Origin of the sequence: Sporolactobacillus vineae DSM 21990 = SL153 (assembly GCF_000377985.1) — a bacterium.
Classification (GTDB): Bacteria; Bacillota; Bacilli; order Bacillales; family Sporolactobacillaceae; genus Sporolactobacillus; species Sporolactobacillus vineae.
The window spans coordinates 137469-156313 of sequence record NZ_KB899044.1; the positions used below are offsets into that span (position 1 = coordinate 137469).

16 protein-coding genes are annotated in these 18845 nt (G+C 52.9%); 5 read left to right on the plus strand and 11 right to left on the minus strand.

The features are described from left to right. The 6 genes from hemH to D889_RS0104965 form a co-directional block, all read right to left on the minus strand. Complete coding sequence (gene hemH, locus D889_RS0104940) at positions 1-981, minus strand: ferrochelatase (protein WP_010631155.1); 981 nt, start codon at positions 979-981, stop codon at positions 1-3. A gap of 197 nt (positions 982-1178) precedes the next feature. Beyond that, positions 1179-1715, minus strand: coding sequence for a MerR family transcriptional regulator (locus D889_RS0104945; RefSeq protein ID WP_010631154.1), 537 nt, complete (start codon positions 1713-1715; stop codon positions 1179-1181). A gap of 263 nt (positions 1716-1978) precedes the next feature. Beyond that, the gene (locus D889_RS0104950) at positions 1979-2518 is read right to left on the minus strand and encodes an ECF transporter S component (protein ID WP_010631153.1); all 540 of its coding nucleotides are present in this window, start codon (positions 2516-2518) and stop codon (positions 1979-1981) included. Between the two features lie 6 nt (positions 2519-2524). Next, the gene (gene nrdJ, locus D889_RS0104955) at positions 2525-4759 is read right to left on the minus strand and encodes a ribonucleoside-triphosphate reductase, adenosylcobalamin-dependent (RefSeq protein ID WP_010631152.1); all 2235 of its coding nucleotides are present in this window, start codon (positions 4757-4759) and stop codon (positions 2525-2527) included. Positions 4760-4920: 161 nt separating this feature from the next. Further along, the gene (locus D889_RS0104960; protein ID WP_018962177.1) at positions 4921-5958 is read right to left on the minus strand and encodes an alpha/beta hydrolase; all 1038 of its coding nucleotides are present in this window, start codon (positions 5956-5958) and stop codon (positions 4921-4923) included. Positions 5959-6177: 219 nt separating this feature from the next. Further along, positions 6178-6360, minus strand: coding sequence for a hypothetical protein (locus D889_RS0104965; RefSeq protein ID WP_010631150.1), 183 nt, complete (start codon positions 6358-6360; stop codon positions 6178-6180). A 326-nt stretch (positions 6361-6686) separates the two neighbouring features. Here D889_RS0104965 and hemE point away from each other — a divergent pair, with 326 nt between their 5' ends. Next, complete coding sequence (gene hemE, locus D889_RS0104970; RefSeq protein WP_010631149.1) at positions 6687-7742, plus strand: uroporphyrinogen decarboxylase; 1056 nt, start codon at positions 6687-6689, stop codon at positions 7740-7742. 57 nt (positions 7743-7799) lie between these two features. On the opposite strand, the gene hemL is transcribed toward hemE, so the two are convergent. From hemL to hemA, 5 genes are all read right to left on the minus strand, one after another. Continuing rightward, positions 7800-9092, minus strand: a complete 1293-nt coding sequence (hemL, locus tag D889_RS0104975) for a glutamate-1-semialdehyde 2,1-aminomutase (RefSeq protein ID WP_193379215.1) — start codon at positions 9090-9092, stop codon at positions 7800-7802. Then, a complete protein-coding gene (gene hemB, locus D889_RS0104980) occupies positions 9093-10082 on the minus strand; it encodes a porphobilinogen synthase (RefSeq protein ID WP_010631147.1) in 990 nt (329 codons plus the stop codon). Next, positions 10066-10881 (minus strand): uroporphyrinogen-III synthase, encoded by an 816-nt coding sequence (locus D889_RS0104985; RefSeq protein ID WP_010631146.1) that lies wholly within the window; start codon positions 10879-10881, stop codon positions 10066-10068. The genes hemB and D889_RS0104985 overlap by 17 nt, the downstream gene beginning before the upstream one ends. Positions 10882-10886: 5 nt before the next feature. Then, on the minus strand, positions 10887-11804 hold the full coding sequence (gene hemC, locus D889_RS0104990) for a hydroxymethylbilane synthase (RefSeq protein ID WP_010631145.1): 918 nt from the start codon (positions 11802-11804) through the stop codon (positions 10887-10889). A 62-nt stretch (positions 11805-11866) separates the two neighbouring features. Continuing rightward, complete coding sequence (hemA, locus tag D889_RS0104995) at positions 11867-13210, minus strand: glutamyl-tRNA reductase (RefSeq protein ID WP_010631144.1); 1344 nt, start codon at positions 13208-13210, stop codon at positions 11867-11869. 368 nt (positions 13211-13578) lie between these two features. On the opposite strand from hemA, the gene D889_RS0105000 reads away from it, so the two are divergent. From D889_RS0105000 to prpB, 4 genes are all read left to right on the plus strand, one after another. Then, positions 13579-14982, plus strand: a complete 1404-nt coding sequence (locus D889_RS0105000; protein ID WP_010631143.1) for a cytosine permease — start codon at positions 13579-13581, stop codon at positions 14980-14982. A 13-nt stretch (positions 14983-14995) separates the two neighbouring features. Next, positions 14996-16267 (plus strand): cytosine deaminase, encoded by a 1272-nt coding sequence (gene codA, locus D889_RS0105005; protein ID WP_010631142.1) that lies wholly within the window; start codon positions 14996-14998, stop codon positions 16265-16267. 172 nt (positions 16268-16439) lie between these two features. After that, positions 16440-17888 (plus strand): bifunctional 2-methylcitrate dehydratase/aconitate hydratase, encoded by a 1449-nt coding sequence (locus tag D889_RS0105010; protein WP_010631141.1) that lies wholly within the window; start codon positions 16440-16442, stop codon positions 17886-17888. A gap of 28 nt (positions 17889-17916) precedes the next feature. Beyond that, complete coding sequence (gene prpB, locus D889_RS0105015; protein WP_010631140.1) at positions 17917-18843, plus strand: methylisocitrate lyase; 927 nt, start codon at positions 17917-17919, stop codon at positions 18841-18843. The last annotated feature ends 2 nt before the right edge of the window (positions 18844-18845 follow it).

The window sequence follows — 18845 nt, forward strand, 5'->3', positions numbered from 1 at the left end:
TCAGGCACTATGTATCGTTGCCTGATTCCGGGCAGGTGCTTTGTCTTCCCGATCCAGCTGCACTGCTCTTCTGGCAACAATGGTCGCCAGACATGCGATGAACTGCGGATCCGCATTCGGCATCGCCGGTCGATAATAAGCGGCACCCAGTTCTTCAGTCAGCTGACGGCACACTTGATCGTTATCATAAAGTACTTCCAGGTGATCAGCAATGAAACCGATCGGACAATAGACAAAAGCGGTACAGCCGCTCTCGTGATAAAACTGCCGCGTCAGCTCGCGCACGTCCGGTCCGATCCACGGCTCGCCTGTCCGGCCCGCACTCTGCCAGCCAACAGCAAACCGCTTCAGATGCAGTGCATCGGCGATCAGCTGCGCCGTTTCTTTTACCTGGCCGGGATAAGGGTCGCCATTCTGAATGATTTTCACAGGCAAGCTGTGTGCGGAGAAAATCACCGCCGTTTTCGAAAGATCCCCGATTTTGTCCAATTCCTTCCTGATCTGCCTTGCCCAGAATGCGATGAACGACGGTTCGTCATACCAGTCATCAATCATATGGATTTTTAGCCCGTCGTACGCCTGTGCTGCCGCCTGAGCACGATCCATATAAAGCCGGACACTGTAATCCGAATAATGTGGTGCCAGAATCAGGCCGATGGCTTCTTTAACACCGTCTCCGGCCATCTGCGAGACTGCGTCCTCAATGAAAGGCGCCGTGTGCTTCATTCCGAGATAGAGTTTGAATTTTTTTCCGGTCACCGTCCGGTTCAGCTTCTCAGTCAGGCGCTCACCTTGCGCTCGGGTAATTTCCGCAAGCGGCGAGACCCCGCCGATCGTCCGGTAGCGTGCGATCAGATTCTGCAGGGCCGGTTCGGACGGTTTGCGCCCGTGCCGGATGTGCGTGTAGTAGGCTTCGATCTGATCGGGACGCTCAGGTGTTCCGTAAGCCATGACCAGAAGGCCGATGGTTTGATCACTCATGAGAAAGTACCTCCATTTTTTCCTGATCCAGCAGACTAAACTAAATCTACTAATATGTGAAATGCGTCACAGCATACTAAGTCATAGTCTTAGTATAGTATATTTGGATATTTATATAAAAGTTTTCGAACTGGAAAAAGGATACATCGTCGTATCCTTTATAAAACGATACTATAGATCTGTTTTCTTCCCACTTCTTAAAGGCCGATCATCTTCGTGAGCCAGTGCTTCTTCTTTCGGCTTGCTTCATTCGCTTCGCGAAGCCGGGTCACAAGTTCCCTGTCCCGCAGTTCGATCCGCCGCTGCATTTCCCGGTCGTATCGGGAAATCACTTCATCGGCCGTTTTCTGCGCGGTCGTTGCGGCAACCTGTTCGATCATCGCCCGGAATTGAGACTCGGACAGGGGTATGCCCGATGGCGTGATGGCGGGTTCATCCCAATTGATCAGGTTCGCATCACCCGGCTCTGCTTTCCCCGGTGCAAATCCCCTGCCGCGAGTTATCTGTTCGGCCGCATCATCGATCGTCAGCCCTCTTTTTAAAAGCCCCGTTAACTGTTCGATTGTCCGGATATCCTTGTTGAAATAGATTCGCTGATTGCTTTTATTGCGTGACATTTTATAACCATGTTTTTCAAGCGCAACCGTCAGCCGACGAAGTTTGCTCACCGTCATGTTCAGCCGCTCAGCAACAGTTTTCGTAAAATAGCCGATATTTTCCCTGTTGAATCGCATGGGATCACGCTCCGTTCCGTAGTATAAGCATCATATACTTATATTTAGATACAGAGCCGCTATTTTCCTGCCGGATTGACGAATTCAGACATAACGACTTTTCTACATGTTCTGACGCCCTTCGCCATTAATGGAACAGCGTTGCCGCAATTATCCGGGAATCCACAACACGAAAAGCAAACGGACTCCCCAAACTAAAAAAAGAGCGCAGGAAAATGATCCTGCCCCCTTAATCTCGTGCGATTATTTTGTTGTTTCAATGACTACCGTGAACGGTCTCTGAGTTGTTCGGCTTCACGCCGGAATACCTTGAAGAGAAGCGGCGACAGTATGCCGAAAGCCAGGTTCCCTGCTGCGTGATAAAGGTCGAACGGCAAGCCGGCAAGCCACATCCCGAATACTGTGACAAGGTTCGACGACATCAGGAAATAGGACAGCGCCATGACGAGACCAAACAGGAAGCCGGACAGGCTGAGCCACAGAATGTAGACCCATGGATACTTCGGCAGTGCGGCAGAGAGGAGGCCAATCAGACCCCATGCCAGCATCTGAAACGGTGTCCAGTAGCCAAGGCCAAGAACAAGGTCGGACACGAGCGCGACCATCATGCCTTCCGCCAGCCCCATCCGCCAGCCGAAAAACCAGCCGGTTAGAATGATGATCAGCGTCGCCGGCTGGATATTCAGTCCGTGAATCGCCAGCCGGCCGGCTACGGCCATAGCAGTCAAGAGAGACAGAACCGTCATTTTACGAATGGTCAGCGATGAACGCCTCTTTCTTTTCAGTCTCAAATCGTCCGGCATGAGCGATTATTTTACCGGGCAGGCGCCGCCGACGCAATCCGTCTGACCGACGATCTCCAGATCTCTCTGGTCGGACGAGTGCTCCGGATTCATGTCGCTGTAGATGTCCTGAACGTTGCCGGTCACACGATCTTTCATTTCCTGATACTTTGCTTTGTTGATTGGTTCCTTAGGTGCCTGAACGAATCCGTGTCCGCTGTAAGGAAGCAGTGAAGTCGACTTGCATGCCGTCCGGTACTGGCGGAACAGCCCGGCAATCTTGTCCTTTTCTTCCGGATGGAACGTAATCGTGCAGCTGACGGAGTTATCCGACCAATACGTCTGCAGGAATGCCTGCGTCGCGAACTGTTCCTCAATCGATACATCGTTGGCCGATACGAAGTGATCCATTTCCGCGCCCTCGGCCTTCACCGGGAACGAGGCGACCATTGTGTTTGCAGAATAAGCATCCTTCTCGACCGGATAGCCGGCTTTCTCGATTGCCGGAATCAGCGGGTCGCTGTCCTGGAACCGGATCCTCTGGATGATGTATTTGTCGAAACTGAAGTGCATCCCTTCAGATACGCCGGCCAGTTTCGATACCGTTCCGGACGGTTTGACCGTCGTGTGCTTGATCGACGTACCGCAGCCCAGCGCTTCGGAATAGGCCTTGTCCGCCCCAATGACCGCATTGTAGAACCCTTCAACCGCCTTGACCGCCGCTTCATTATAAACCGGAGCCTTTACCGTTTCTCCAGTAGCTGCTTCGGTCTCTTCACGGAATCCGGTCACCAGCCGTTTACCGAATTTGGTAAGGATCCAGTCCTGAATGCTGCTCATTGAGATACCGATCCGGCGGTTTTTCTGAATAATTTTCCGGGAGACTTCCCAGTCATATTTGGAGAACGTCACGCGTTTTGCATAACGGGTGGCCAGGGCGAACACTTCATCCATATTCCAGTTCTGTTCCTCAGCAACCAGCGGGAAGACTTCAAACAGGTTACACGGTTCACCGTTGCACAGCGAGATTTCACCGCACGGATTTGTCCCCTCCGCTTCACCGTCGATGCCTTCCTGGCGTCCGTCGGCGAGCCGTCCGTAATTTTGAATCATATCCATATTCACAATACCCGGTTCACCGTTCTTGCTGATGGAATCGGCAATCGTCTCGTAATCATCGAATTCCGGACTGACAATCACGCTGTTATTGGATGCCCAGCGGTGGTCCATCAGCTTCTCCTGATCCTGTTTCATCGTGACGAATCCCTGATCCACGGGACTGCCCAGCGCAATCTCGGCACTGCGGCGTACATTGCCGGCGACGACATTCTTGCCGATCAGGTTGCAGACGTCCGTGCAGTCGACCGAGGTCAGCTTACGGCCGCAAGCTTCGTTGAGCACCTGATTGATTGAAAACAGCATCTCGACAAAAGGTGCCGGGCCGGCCGCCACACCACCGAAACCGTGAATCAGTTTCCCCTTCTCACGGATATCGGTGACATCGATTACGACACGGTTCGCCGGGCCGGTAGTCTTCTTAAAGTGTGCATCGATCAGCAACGCGTTCGATTTCACCCAGCCTTCACGGGAGTCGGCTGTTTCGGAAAACAGGTAGGGTTCGCCCCGATGTGCCCTGTACCAGTCGTCCGCATCAACCGCGCCGGCATTAATCGCTGCCCGGTAATCATGGTTCTTCTTGCTGATCAGGACAACAAGATCGATCGCCTGGTCCACTGACGGCATCTCGGCAATGTTCTTTTCAACCACGGAGAAGCCGACACCGCCGCCCTTCATCAGTTCATCAAAGAGAAACGAGAACGGCATCGAAACTGCTTTCTGATCTTTAGCCAGATAATCCGGAACAATCACGCTGTCGCCATAGGCTTGCGGGCGGATCGAGATGAACCAGCAGTTGTTCAGCGCATCGCCGACCCGTTTCTGATAGTCGGTTCCTGAAATCCAGAGATTGCGTCCGGACGGCGTCGATGCAAGCCCGTAGATCAGTTTGAACAGCCGCTCTGCTTCACGCTGAAGCCCGAGATAGACTTCCGTGGACACAGTCTTTTCATGAAGACGCGGGTCAAGGTTGATGTTTCCTTCAACGACTCTTTTGACCGTTTCCTCCCAGTTCTCGTGGCGCTGTTCATCCTCCAGCCATCTGGCATAAGTCCGTTTATATGTGACCCACCCGAGTTCGCCCCAGTGTGGTTTGACTTCTTTTTTTACACTTTCGATATAGGACTCTGACAGTTCGATTCTCATCCCTGATCACCACTTTCAATTTATATATTAATTATAATAGCCACATCTTGGTGCTATTTCAAGCAGCAATACTACATATGCCAAAAAAATAGACCTTTCCAGAGAACTGGAAGGGTCTTTTTTCCTGTCAGACCAACAAATTTCTTGCAGTAAATTTTTCCTCAAAGATGTTTTTCGACAAACGAAAAGATGCCGGAAAAATAACGTTCAGGGTGAACGAAGGACGATGAAGCGTGAGGCGCGTCCTTGATGATCATCAGCTCTTTGTCCACCGGTGCCGCCTCATATACCTTATAAACCATTTCTGTCGGCACATAGGTGTCCTTCTCCCCGTGGATGAACAGCATCGGAACACAGGCCTTCTTCAGCTGTTCGACGGAGGATGCCTGATAGATGCTGAAGCCGGCTTTATTTCGGATCGCCCGGTCGGCGAGCGGAAGCACAGGAAACTTCGGCAGTGAATAGAGCTGATGCAGCTCGTAGGAAAATTCATCGGCGACGGATGTATAGCCGCAGTCTTCAATGATCGCAGCAACATTCTCCGGAAGTTTTTCACCGGCCGTCATCATCGCCGTCGCCGCACCCATTGAGATGCCGAAAATAACGATCCGGGCTTCCGGATCCTCGGCGATGATTTTATGAATCCACCCGACGACGTCGAGCCGGTCGTCCCAGCCCATACCGATGTAGTCCCCCTCGCTCTTGCCGGCGCCGCGCAGATCCGGTACGAGCGCATTGAACCCTCGCTGCGCGAATTTAGCCGTGAAAAAGAACATGTCGCTGCCTTCATTCATGTAGCCATGCAGCGGGATTACCCAACGGTGGCTGTCCGGATGGACAAGGAACCGGTAGCCGTGCAGTTTCAGATGGTCATTAGATTCCAGATACACTTCTTCGGGGTGATGTTCGTTCGTGAATTTTTCCATGAACGCCTTTTGGTTCTCAAGCGTATCCTTGACAACCTGCGGAATTTCCCCGATATTCTGTGCGGAGCGCAGTGAACCCTCCAGCTCCGTTTTGTCATTACGTGCAATCGCCAGTTTATAAAAATGCCGGCCAATCACGTCGCCTGCCACTTTGAAGAACGCGGCCGTACTGGTCAGCACAACCGACGAGATCAGCAGATCTTTGCGTACATTCCGTTTTTCCTTCGCTGTTTTTCTTTCATCACCGGACAGCGCCGGTTCATTCATTCCCATAAAATTCACCCCGTGAGACACCGGCATGGGAATCCGCCAGTTATTTTTCAACCTTATTACTCATTACTATTATTCTATAACGAAAATGCATCGGAAGGAAGTCGTCTATGGATCGATTTTCATGAATTCACAGATTTTCTGCTGAACCAACCGTCCTTAAAAAATGAAGAACAGCAGCAGGTATCTGTTTCACCGGACACCTGCTGCCTGATCATCTGTTTAATGCTGGTGATGGTTTTTGAAAAAGATATTGTTCAGGAAAAATTTACTCTGTTTGATCGGGATCTCATAAACCTGTTCCCATTTTTCAGCGATTTCTTCGGGGCTGCTATCCATAAGCTTTTTCTTTTCCTGATTACTCAGATTATTGACAATACTATTCAGCTTTTCGGTCTCATCCATGACCTTCATCTCCCCTTAAAAAATGCAGAACTGGTTAACAAGTTTCAATGTGTTCTTAATCCCTCCGTTTGCCTTTGCCTATTATAGCGCTTTAAACTGTTTTCCGCAGAGTCGGCGCTCGTTAATTTTAGGCTGGTCACCCCCCCTTAGCGTATGCCGGGGAAGCAGCAATCAAACCGAGAAAATAAGTTTCGAAGGAAACGGTTCCAGGATACTCGTGCAATAGAGGCACGATTCGCGTAAAATAATAACGTGCGGGGAATCCGTAGAACCTGGAATAAACCCGGGCATACCTTCTTCACACTGATTTTTAATATGAAGCGGAGATGAATCTTCTGTTCAATGATGTTTTCTTAAAAGCATGCCGCAAGCAACCGGTACCTTACACACCGGTCTGGTACATGAGACAGGCGGGCCGCTATCAGAAAGAGTATCGGGCGATACGCAAGCGCTATTCATTCTTTGAGATCTGCCGGCACCCGGAAATCTGTGCTCAGGTGACCCGCCTCCCGGTGGAAAAACTGGGTGTCGATGCCGCCATTCTTTTTTCCGATATCATGACGCCAATTAAGGCCCGAGGCATCGATGTAAAACTGGTCGAAGGGGTCGGTCCGGTGTTCTCCCGGCCGATCCGTTCCGGAGCCGATTTTGCCCGCTGGCGTTCGCTGGATGTTGCCCGCGATCTGCCTTTTGTTCTTGATTCGGTATCGCTCCTCCATCAGCAGCTGGAGGTGCCGCTGATCGGGTTTGCGGGTGCTCCTTTCACACTGGCCAGTTATCTGATCGAGGGCGGTCCGTCCCGGAACTATCACAAGACGAAAGGATTTATGTATGCGCACCCGGAAGACTGGGACGCTCTGATGAGCGATCTGGCGGAAATGACGCTCAGCTACCTGATCGCCCAGATCAGCGCCGGTGCCCAGGCCGTACAGGTTTTTGATTCCTGGGTCGGTGCTCTGAGTGCAGCAGACTATCAGACGTTTATCGCGCCGGCAATGAAAAAAATCTTCTCCGGTCTGCAGGAAACCGGTGCAGTCAGCCTGTATTTTGCCGCCGGTGCCGGTCACCTGCTGAAAGAGTGGAACAAATTCCCGGTCGACGTTCTCTCGTTTGACTGGCGAGTGTCACCGGAGGATCTCGTGACATCGGGCATCACCAAGGCGGTTCAGGGGAATCTTGATCCTTCCCTGCTGCTCGCGCCGCAGCATCTGATCGAGAGCCGGGCAGCCGCCCTTCTCGATCAGATGCAGAGCCGTCCGGGCTACATATTCAATCTTGGTCATGGCGTCTTTCCGGAAGTCAGAGAAGAGGCGCTGCAGGCTCTGACACGTTTCGTGCATCACTATTCCGAACAAAAAGAAAATGACAAAGAAACCACCTGAACGTTGCTTCAGGTGGTTTCTTTTCGCCAAATTCTTATTTATTGAAAGATTTATCTGTCACGATTCGGCAACCTTGCGGAACGCATTCCGTGCGGCGGCAATCGTCCGGTCAAGGTCTTCAGTTGAATGCCGGGTTGACAGAAACAGCGATTCGAATTGCGACGGCGGCAGCGAGATTCCCTGTCTGATCATCGCCGAAAAATAGGTTTTGAAATGGTTTAGATTCGACGACCTGGCCGATGTGTAATCCGTTACCTTCTGATCGGTGAAGAAGAAAGACATCATGGCACCGACATCGTTTACGGTCAGCGGAACACCGTAGTTGGCCGCCGCCCGGCGATAGCCTTCTGCCAGATAAGCTGCCTGTTTGCGAAAGACCGTATAGTCCTCCGGTCTGAGCTGCGACAAGGTCATATAACCGGCAGCCATCGCCAGCGGATTCCCTGAAAGTGTACCGGCCTGATAGACCGGTCCTGCCGGGGCAACCTGCCTCATGATTTCACTTTTGCCCCCGTAAGCGCCCACCGGCAGGCCACCGCCGATCACTTTACCCAGCGTTGTCAGATCCGGCGTCACCCCATAATAACCCTGGGCACAATCGTAAGCAACACGGAATCCGGTCATTACTTCATCAAAAATGAGCAGAGCACCGCAGTCTTTCGTGATTTTTCTGAGAAACTCCAGGAAACCGGGCTGCGGCGGAACGACGCCCATATTGCCGGACACCGGTTCGACAATAACACAGGCAATCTCCTGCCCGAACTTTTTAAAAACTTCATCAACGCGATCCGGGTCATTGTAAGGAACAGTCAGCGTATCCTCTGCAAGCTGTACCGGTACGCCCGGACTGTCCGGCAAACCGAGGGTGGCCACGCCGGAACCGGCCTTGATCAGCAGTGAATCAGAGCTCCCATGATAACTGCCTTCGAATTTCAGAATTTTATCGCGTCCGGTGTAGCCGCGGGCCAGACGGATTGCGCTCATCGTTGCTTCAGTGCCGGAATTAACCATACGGATCATTTCGATCGACGGCACACGTGCCTTTACCAGTTCCGCCAGCTTCGTCTCCAGAACGTGCGGTGCCCCGAAACCGAACCCTTTATCCGCTGTCTCTTTGACAAACGCGAGTACCTTCTCATCGGCATGTCCGAGGATCAGCGGACCCCAGCTCAGCACATAGTCAATGTACTCGTTGCCGTCCAGATCATAGACTTTCGAGCCCTTCCCATGATCCATATAAATCGGATCCAGATCAACCGATGAAAAGGCGCGGACCGGACTGTTGACGCCGCCCGGCATCGATTTGCCGGCTTCCCTGAAAGCTGCGGCCGATTTACTGAAGTCCATAATTTATCCCTCTTCTGCAAGCCAGCGGCAGGCATCCTTGGCGTGATAGGTAATAATCATGTCGGCTCCGGCGCGTTTCATTCCGGTCAGTGATTCGAGGACGACCGCCTTCTCGTCAATCCAGCCGTTCCGGGCTGCAGCCTTCACCATCGCGTATTCTCCGCTTACATTATAGGCAACCAGCGGCAGGTTCACCTGATTCCGTACATCACGGAGAACATCAAGATACGGCAGTGCCGGTTTCACGATGATCATGTCGGCCCCTTCACGGACATCGGATTCCGCTTCCCGCAGTGCTTCGCGCCGATTGGCCGGATCCATCTGGTAGGTCTTCCGGTTGCCAAATTTCGGCGCGCTTTCGGCTGCATCGCGGAACGGACCGAAGTAGGCCGATGCGTATTTAACTGCATAAGACATGATCGGAATCTGCGTGAAGCCGGCCTCATCAAGACCTTCACGAATTGCGGCAACAAATCCGTCCATCATATTTGACGGAGCAATAATATCGGCGCCGGCCTCAGCCTGGGAAACAGCGGTCTTTACAAGATAAGGCAGACTTTCATCGTTGTCCACGTCGCCATCATGAACAATGCCGCAATGGCCGTGATCCGTGTACTCGCACATGCAGGTGTCGGCGATGACCACAAGATCCGGAAAATTCTTCTTCGTCTGGCGGATCGCCCGCTGAACGATCCCCTGATCGTCATACGCACCTGAACCGACGGCATCTTTCACTTTAGGCACCCCGAAAAAGATCACTGATGGAATGCCAAGGGATGTGACTTCGCTGAGTTCATCATCCAGACGGTCCAGTGAATACTGGTAGACGTTCGGCATCGACTTGATCTCCGATTTGCTATTTGTCTTTTCATCCGTGACAAAAATCGGATAAATAAAGTCCGACGGCCGGATAAATGTCTCGCGGACCATCTCTCTGATTACCGGTGTCCGTCTCAGTCGGCGGTGACGGTCAAATTTAAGATTGCTGTTCATTGTCAAGACTTCCTTTTTTATGATAGTAATTAGCCAGCGCATCGATCAGATCAATGGCTGTAAATTGATTTGGGACAACTTCGGGTCTGTAGCCGAATGCTTTCACTGCGTCGGCAGTGGCCGGTCCGATGACGGCAACGGTGCATTGTGTTAGCGCACTGCGCCAGAGCGCTTCCGGGAGAAGGTATGTAAAAAAGCGGACCGCCGACGGGCTGGCAAAAGTGATCGCCGACAAACGGCGCGACCGAATCGTTTCTTCGAGCTGGTCCCTGTTTGTTTCGTTGGCCACCGTCTGATACAGAACGCAGCCTGTCACTTCGATATTCTGATTCCGGAGCGCTTCAAACCAGCCTGTATCCGACAGGGAACCGAGCGGGACGGCGACCCGGGCTGCGCTGATCTTCTTCGTTGAGAAAGCAGTCACGATGCCCCGAGCATTGAAATGGTCCGGGATAAAATCAGCTTCCAGCCCGTAGTTTTTAAGACGCTCAGCCGTCTTCTTCCCTACAGCTGCCAGTTTCACTTGGCTCAGCCGCTCACGCCGGTCAAGCACACGCATGAAAAAATCAAGGCTGTTGCTGCTGGTGAAAATCAGCCAGTCGGCCTGTTCCACATCCCTGAGCCACGCGCTCCGTGAGGCGTCGGCCAGAGGCGCCCGGCGATAGGCAATCAGCGGAACTGTTATCGCTTCTCCTCCATAGGCGTGAATTCTGTCGATCATTGCTGCGGACTGGTGCCGTGCACGTGTCACGAGCACCTGTTTTCCATCCAAGTAAGGCGGCAGAGACAGACTTGGCATCCCCGTCACTCCAGTCCGAGCTCAGCCAGAATTTTTGCCGCTCCCCGGTTGAGCAGATCCTCGGCAATCCGGGTCCCGAGAACCACCGGATCGTCTCCTGTGCCATGGCTTTTCAGTACTTTTTTGCCGTCGACCGATGCGACCCGTCCCTGCAGGTGCAGATGTCCGGCCGCATCGCGTTCACAATAAGCGGCAATTGGCACCTGGCAGCTGCCGTTCAGGCGCTTCAGAAAGGCCCGTTCTGCCCGCACCGTCACCGCTGTTTGCTCATGATTAATGCGGTCCAGCAAAGCTTTCAGCCCGATGTCGGATGAACGGCACTCAATCGCCAGCGCCCCCTGTCCGACGGCCGGAAGCAGGAAATCATAAGGCAGCGCTTCACCGTTCTCCTCAATGCCGAGCCGCTTCATACCTGCTGCGGCCAGGACGATGGCATCGAAATCACCGGATTTAAGCCGGCTGATCCGAGTCGTAACATTCCCGCGCAGCGGGCGAATGGTCAGATCCGGCCGGACAGAGAGAATCTGTGCGGCGCGCCGCAGGCTGCTTGTTCCGATCACCGCGCCCGGTTTCAGTTCCTCCAGGCGCCGGTTCTTAGCGGACAGAAGCACATCATGCGGGTCTTCCCGCTCAGGTATTGATGCGATCTCCAGTCCTTCCGGCAATTCTGCCGGCATATCTTTCATGCTGTGAACGGCAAAATCAATTTCTCCGCCCAGCAAAGCCCGCTCGATCTCTTTCACAAAGAGACCCTTTCCTCCGACCCTGGACAGAGCCACATCCTGAATCCGGTCGCCCTTCGTCACAATATGCCGGAGCGTAAATGTAAAATCATTTGTTTTACCGGACAGGCTGTCGACCACCAGTTGACTTTGAACCAGGGCCAGCCTGCTCTTCCTTGTTCCCACCCGAATCGTTCTCATGATTGACTCTCTCCACTTCATTTTTCACCATCTGTACCCGTTCCGCATAAAGAAAAAGAGCTTCAGGAGATGCTTCCGTTGAGCTCTTTTGAAGGCGATGCGGCCGCGTCAGCTTGTTTTCCGCTCATTCCGGAATGGGCAGCTTCCTCAATATCAAAGATTTCGGCAAAATGCTCGATGGCATGCTTCCCATGTTCGCTTCCTGACAGTTCTTTGATGCGGGTAATCGGTTCCCGCAGCAGCTGATTAATCATACTTTTGGCCTGTTTGCTGAAAACTTTGCGCTCCCGCTCGGTCAGTTCAGGCAATTTGTGATCGATCCGTTCCATCATTTCAGAGTGAATGGAAAGTGCCTTTTCGCGCAGCGCGGAGATCACCGGAACCACGCCCAATGTATGCAGCCACTCGGCATACCGGTCCATCTGCGCGGTGATCAGCGGCGTGATCCGTTCGGCTGCCCTGCGCCTCGCCTCGAGATTCTGATCGACAATCCGCTCCAGGTCATCAATATCGAACAACCGCACCTGTTCCAGACGCGCCGTTTCCGGGTCGATATTGCGCGGCACACCAATATCCACCAGAATCAGCGGCCGGGTATCCCGCGCTGCAAGCAATGGCGCGAGACTTGCCTTAGTAATCAGGTAATCCGGTGACGACGTGGACGCAAAGACAATATCGCTGCCGGCAATCGATGCATCCAGTGATGCAAAAGGAACGGACCGGCCGTGAAACTGACCGGCCAGACGGTCTGCCTTTTCTTTTGTACGGTTGATGACCGTCAGATGGCGGACGCCGCTGCTCATCAGATGCTTCAGCGCCAGACAGCTCATCTCGCCGGCACCGATCATCAGGACCGATTTTTCATTGAGCGGTCCGGTCACGTCCTGCAGCAGCTTCACCGCCGCGTAGCTCACCGAGACCGGATGATCATTGATCTGCGTTTCATCCTGGGCATGTTTGGCGACAGTCAGGGCCTGTTTAAACAATTCATTAAAAAGAGTCCCGGTCGTCCCGAGCTGCTGGGCCGTCAGAAACGCGTGGCGCACCTGTCCGAGAATCTGCGTCTCGCCGAGCACCATGGAATCCAGCCCGCAGGTCACCCGAAAAAGATGGCGGATCGCCTCCTGGTCTTCCCTGAGGACGAGAAACGGTTTCAGCGATTCCGGCGTGAGATGAAACCAGCCGGCAAAATACTGCTTCGTGTAATAGCGTCCTGTATGCAGCTGATCACACACAACATAGATCTCGGTACGATTACAGGTCGACAGGATCACTGTTTCAAAGATGCTCTTTGTTTCTCTGAGCCCGGTCAGTGCCTTTTCAAGTTCTGCAGCCGGGAACGTCAGTGCTTCTCTGACCCGTACCGGTGTATTTTTATAGTCGACGCCGACTGATAGAATGTGCATGAATCAAGTCTTTCTCCTTTCTTCGCAATCTTAACCGCTTTCTCAAACATAACAAATCAGAGCGGAGATTAAAAGTATACGTGATTAAAGTGTACGAATTGTCACACGTATGTCAAATTTATGCGATGAAAATATAACCGTATCCATTATATAACGTGCGATCGGTATATGGCATGCCTGTGCCTGACAACCATTAAATGATCTGTTGCTGACGTCATCGAACTTTCTGAAGCAGAAAAATAATTTCCATATAAATGAGCGGCTTTTGACAAATCTATTCCCATCGGTCCATAAAAGTTTTATATTAAACAGTAAATGTTATTTTTCATTACATCTTATTGATGATTCAAACCCGGGGAGGTTATTTTGTGTCAAATGAACTGTCACGCTCCATTAATCCTGTCGCTGCACCATCTGTGACGAAAAAAGAATATGGAGCGACTGAGCGTGTGCCCCACTCAGCGGCACGCAATATGTCGTTCTGGGACATGCTCGCGACCTGGATCGGAGCAAATGCCAACAACGGCACGTGGTACATCGGCGGCGTTATGGCCGGACTCGCGTTCGGCGGTGCGATCGCGGTCACGCTGATCGCCAATCCGATCGCCTACTTTTTTATGGCACTGGTCGGCTATATGGGCTACAAAGCCGGAACCTCAACAATGGCGCTGACACGTCCGTCTTTCGGAATCCGCGGCAGCAAGCTGCCGAGTGCAATCAACCTGACGTCCTTCGTCGGCTGGACGGCCGTCAATACCTTTATTGCCGCCATTTCGATCAGCTTCCTGCTGAAAGGCAGTCTCGGCTGGCCAGCATTCGGTGAAAAGGGCAGTGCAAAATCAATGATTGTCGGCATTTTGATCATGAGTGTGCTTCACCTCATCTCCATCTCGCTCGGCCACCGTTCCGTCAAAATGATTGAGCGGTTCGGCATGATCCTGATTGGTGTTCTGGGCATCTGGGAAACGATTGTCGTGCTCAGGAATGTCTCTTTCAGCCAGATTCTCAGCTGGCATCCGTCTGTTGCCTCATCACTTCCATTCGGCAGTGCCATGGATACGATGGCCGCATTCAGCCTCGCCTGGATTCCGGCGATCGCTGAATTCACCCGCTACACGAAACGAAGGGCAAGCGCCACGGTCGCTCCGATGATCGGCGCCAATGTCGGCCTGTTCTGGTTCGCTTTTGTCGGCATCATCGCAACGATCGCGACGGCTGTCGCCAGCGGTACTTTCGATCCGAACAACTCGGATCCGAGCACGATCGCCAGCAAACTCGGTCTCGGCTGGCTGGCCATGGTTGTCATTATCCTGACGAGCACGACCGCAAATGCCGTCAATCTGATGGCAGCCGGCATCACGCTGACGAACATTTCGAAAAAAATCAAACCGATTACCGCCCTCTGGGTGTCGACGATCGCCGCCGTTCTGCTCACCTTCGTCCCGCTGCTGTTCGGGACCTTTCTCGATGCGTTCATTTCCTTTCTGGATTATCTCGGCATGGTGCTCGGCCCGCTGATCGGCATCATGGTGACCGACTTTTTCATTGTCCGGAAACGAAACTATGATGTGCCGGCTTTTGAAGAAGTTAAAGGTAAATACTGGTATTCCAGCGGTTTTTACTGGGCCGGACTGATTGCCTGGGCGATCGGCGTCGTTGCATTCGTTCTATTACACAACCTGCCATTCTTTAAGGCAACAACCGGTGCAACTTATCCGGTGCTGATCCTTTCCGGACTGCTCTACTGGCTCTTTACACGAATTCATAAGTAACGAGGTCTTAAATATGCTTGTACGTCATGCAAAACTAGCAAACCGTAACGGACTCTGGCAAATTTACACGGAAAACGGCGTCATCCGTAAAATTGAACCGATGCGCGAGACTGAAACCGATAATTCCGGGACCGTGCTTGATGCCGAGGGCGGACTCGTGATTCCGCCGTTCATTGAACCTCACGTTCATCTGGATACCGTACTGACGGCCGGTGAACCGAAATGGAACATCAGCGGGACCCTTTTTGAAGGGATTGAGACCTGGGCGCTCCGCAAGAAGGTCCTGTCGCGTGAAGATGTGCTCACACGCGCCAAGACAGCACTGATGTGGCAGGCTGCCCAGGGCATCCAGTTCGTCCGCACGCATGTTGATGTGTGCGACCCGGAACTGACGGCGCTCAAGGCCCTTCTCGAACTGAAGGAAAAAGTATCGGACTGGATGGACATTCAGATCGTCGCTTTTCCGCAGGAGAGCATTTTCGGCTATCCTAAGGGCAAAGAATTAATGGAAGAAGCGATGAAGCTCGGCGCCGACGCGGTCGGCGGCATCCCCCATTATGAGCTGACACGTGAAGACGGCGTAGCATCGATGAAATTCGTTTTCGACCTGGCCGAGAAATATGACCGGCTGATCGATGTTCACTGTGACGAAATCGATGATGAACAATCCCGTTTTGTCGAAGTGATCGCTGCCGAAGCGTATAAAAGGGGTATCGGCGACCGCGTGACGGCCAGCCATACAACCGCGATGCATTCCTACAACGGCGCCTATGCGGCCAAGGAATTCCGCGTGTTCAAAATGTCGGGGATGAATTTTGTCGCCAATCCGCTCGTCAACACGCATCTTCAGGGCCGGTTCGATACCTATCCGAAGCGGCGCGGCGTCACCCGGGTCAAGGAAATGCTTCACGCCGGCATCAATGTCTGCTTCGGCCATGACGACATTTTTGATCCCTGGTATCCGCTCGGAACGGGGAACATGCTGCAAGTCCTGTTCCTCGGCCTGCATGTCTGCCAGCTGATGGGTTATGAGGAGATCAAGAAATCACTGGATCTGATCACCGCCAACAGCGCCCGGACGCTGCATATCTCCGACCGCTACGGGATCGAAGAAGGCAAACCGGCCAGCTTCCTGATCATGCCGGAGTCGGACAGTTATAATGTGATTCGTAAACTGGCGCCGGTTCGCTACTCTGTCCACAAGGGGAAACTCCTGGCGGAAACCAAACCCGCAGAATCCGAACTGATTCTCGACGGGAAAAGAACACCCGTGCATTTTAATTGATCCGTTTTTTATCGGGAATTGCGTGAAACCGGCAATTCCTTTTTTTTCGGTCTTCAGAGTGAAATTTTCGGTCTTTGCAAGTTTCAGCCGCTTTCTCATCCTGATCTTTTGAATATTCTCAGGCAGCCGGATATACTTTTATCAGAGGCTGTTTTTTTGTGAGGAAAAGGGGATGAGAGATATTAAAAATGTAAGCCCTTACACTAAAGAGGATCCCATTGTTGCCGCGATTGCCGATTACATGTGTGCGGATCTTCATTTCAGCGATGAAGCTCTGGATACGGCGAAACTGGTCCTGACCGATGCGATCGGGTGCGGGATCCTGGCACTTGACTTCCCGGAATGCACCAAATTGCTCGGACCGGTTGTTCCAGGCATTTCCGTACCGGGCGGCGTACAAGTACCGGGTACTGATTACATTCTTGATCCGGTACAGGCAGCTTTCAATATTGGCTGCATGAACCGCTGGCTCGATTATAACGATACGTGGCTGGCTGCCGAATGGGGCCATCCTTCCGACAATCTGGCCGCAATTCTGGCAAGTGCTGCTTATCTCAGCAGACGCAACCGGTCTCTCGGAAAACCGCCGCTGACGATGCGGCATGTCCTGGATGCCTTGATTAAGACGCACGAGATTCAAGGCGTCCTTTCACTGGAGAACAGTCTGAACAGGCACGGCCTCGACCATGTCTTTTTCGTTAAAGTGGCCTCCGCTGCCGCTGCCTGCAGGCTGCTCGGAGGTACGAAAGAAGAAGTGGCTGCCGCTGTCTCCCAGGCCTGGATTGACGGAGCCAGTCTCCGCCTTTACCGCCACGCACCGAATACCGGTTCACGCAAGTCCTGGGCGGCCGGCGATGCGGCAAGCCGCGGTGTTCAGCTGGCGCTCCTGACCCTGCGCGGCGAAATGGGCTACGCGACCCCTCTGACCACAAAAGAATGGGGTTTTCAGGATGTGTTTTTGAACGGCCAGCCTGTCACCCTTGCGCGCCCCCTCGGATCCTATGTGATGGAAAATGTGCTGTTCAAAGTGTCCTATCCGGCGGAGTTTCATGCCCAGACCGCACTGGAAGCCGCGATTCGCCTGCATCAGTCAGTGGCTCATCGGCTTGACGAGATCGAAAAAATTGAGATCGTCACGCATGAATCAGCCATCCGGATCATTACCAAAACCGGTCCGCTGCACAATCCGGCCGACCGCGACCACTGCATTCAGTACATCGTCGCTGTCGGGCTGATTTTCGGTACGTTGAATGCCGGGCATTATGAGGATGCTGCCGCCGCCGATCCGCGGATCGACGCGCTGCGAAGCAAGACAAACGTACGTGAAAATCCGGCATACAGCAGAGACTATCTTGATCCGGAAAAGCGATCGATCGCCAGCAGTGTCCAGGTTTTCTTTTCCGATGGATCAAAAACCGATCGTATCGCCGTTGAATATCCGATCGGCCACCGCCGGAGACGAACAGAAGCGGTCCCATTGCTTGCCGATAAGTTCAGACACAACCTGCGTACGCATTTTCCTAAAAAAAGAGTTGATGCCCTCATTGACTGCTGCCGTGAACGGAAATCACTTGAAAAGATGCCTGTCGATGAATGGCTGGACCTTTTTTCGATTAATTGACGCAATCATTTGAATGGAGGAGATTACATTGAGCTGGCTTGTGAACAGACAATCATCACAATCGCAACTGGCCGCACGTTTCCGGGAACTGATGAACGGGCCGGAGATTCTGAAAATTCCCGGTGTCCATGACGGCATGTCCGCACTGATCGCTAAAAAAGTCGGTTTTCGCGCCCTGTACCTGTCCGGTGCAGCATATACAGCAAGCCGCGGTTTGCCGGATCTGGGACTGATTTACTCCAATGAACTGGCAGTTAAAGCAGCGGAACTGATCCGGGCTGCGGATCTGCCGTTGCTGGCCGACATCGACACCGGCTACGGCGGCGTCATCAATGTCGCCCGGGCGGCTCGGGAAATGGCCGAGGCGGGTGTCGCAGCCGTCCAGATAGAGGATCAGCAGCTGCCGAAGAAGTGCGGTCATCTCAATGGAAAACGTCTCGTTTCTGCCGAAGACATGGCGCAGAAAATCAGCACGTTGAAGAAGATTGCACCGGAGCTTGTTGTCATTGCCCGAACCGATGCAAAGGCCGTCGAAGGACTGGAAAGCGCCTGCGCACGTGCCCGCAGCTATGTCGCGGCCGGTGCAGATGCTATTTTCCCGGAAGCGCTGACGACTGAGACGGACTTCAGGACCTTTCGCCGTGCCGTCGATGTCCCGCTTCTGGCCAACATGACCGAGTTCGGCAAGACGCCTTACTATACGGCTGCTCAATTCGCATCATTCGGTTTTCAGCTGGTCATTTATCCGGTAACGTCCATGCGTGCTGCCGCAAAAGCTGTTGAACGCGTTTTTACAACCATCTTCGAAACAGGGACGCAGAAAGATGCTCTGAGTGCGCTGCAGACCCGTGCCGAACTGTATGAAACGATTCAGTACAGTCAGTACGAGTCCCTTGATCGGGAGCTGGCGAAAACAATTCTTCCCGAAATCGGGAAAGAGGATCCGGAGAAATGACG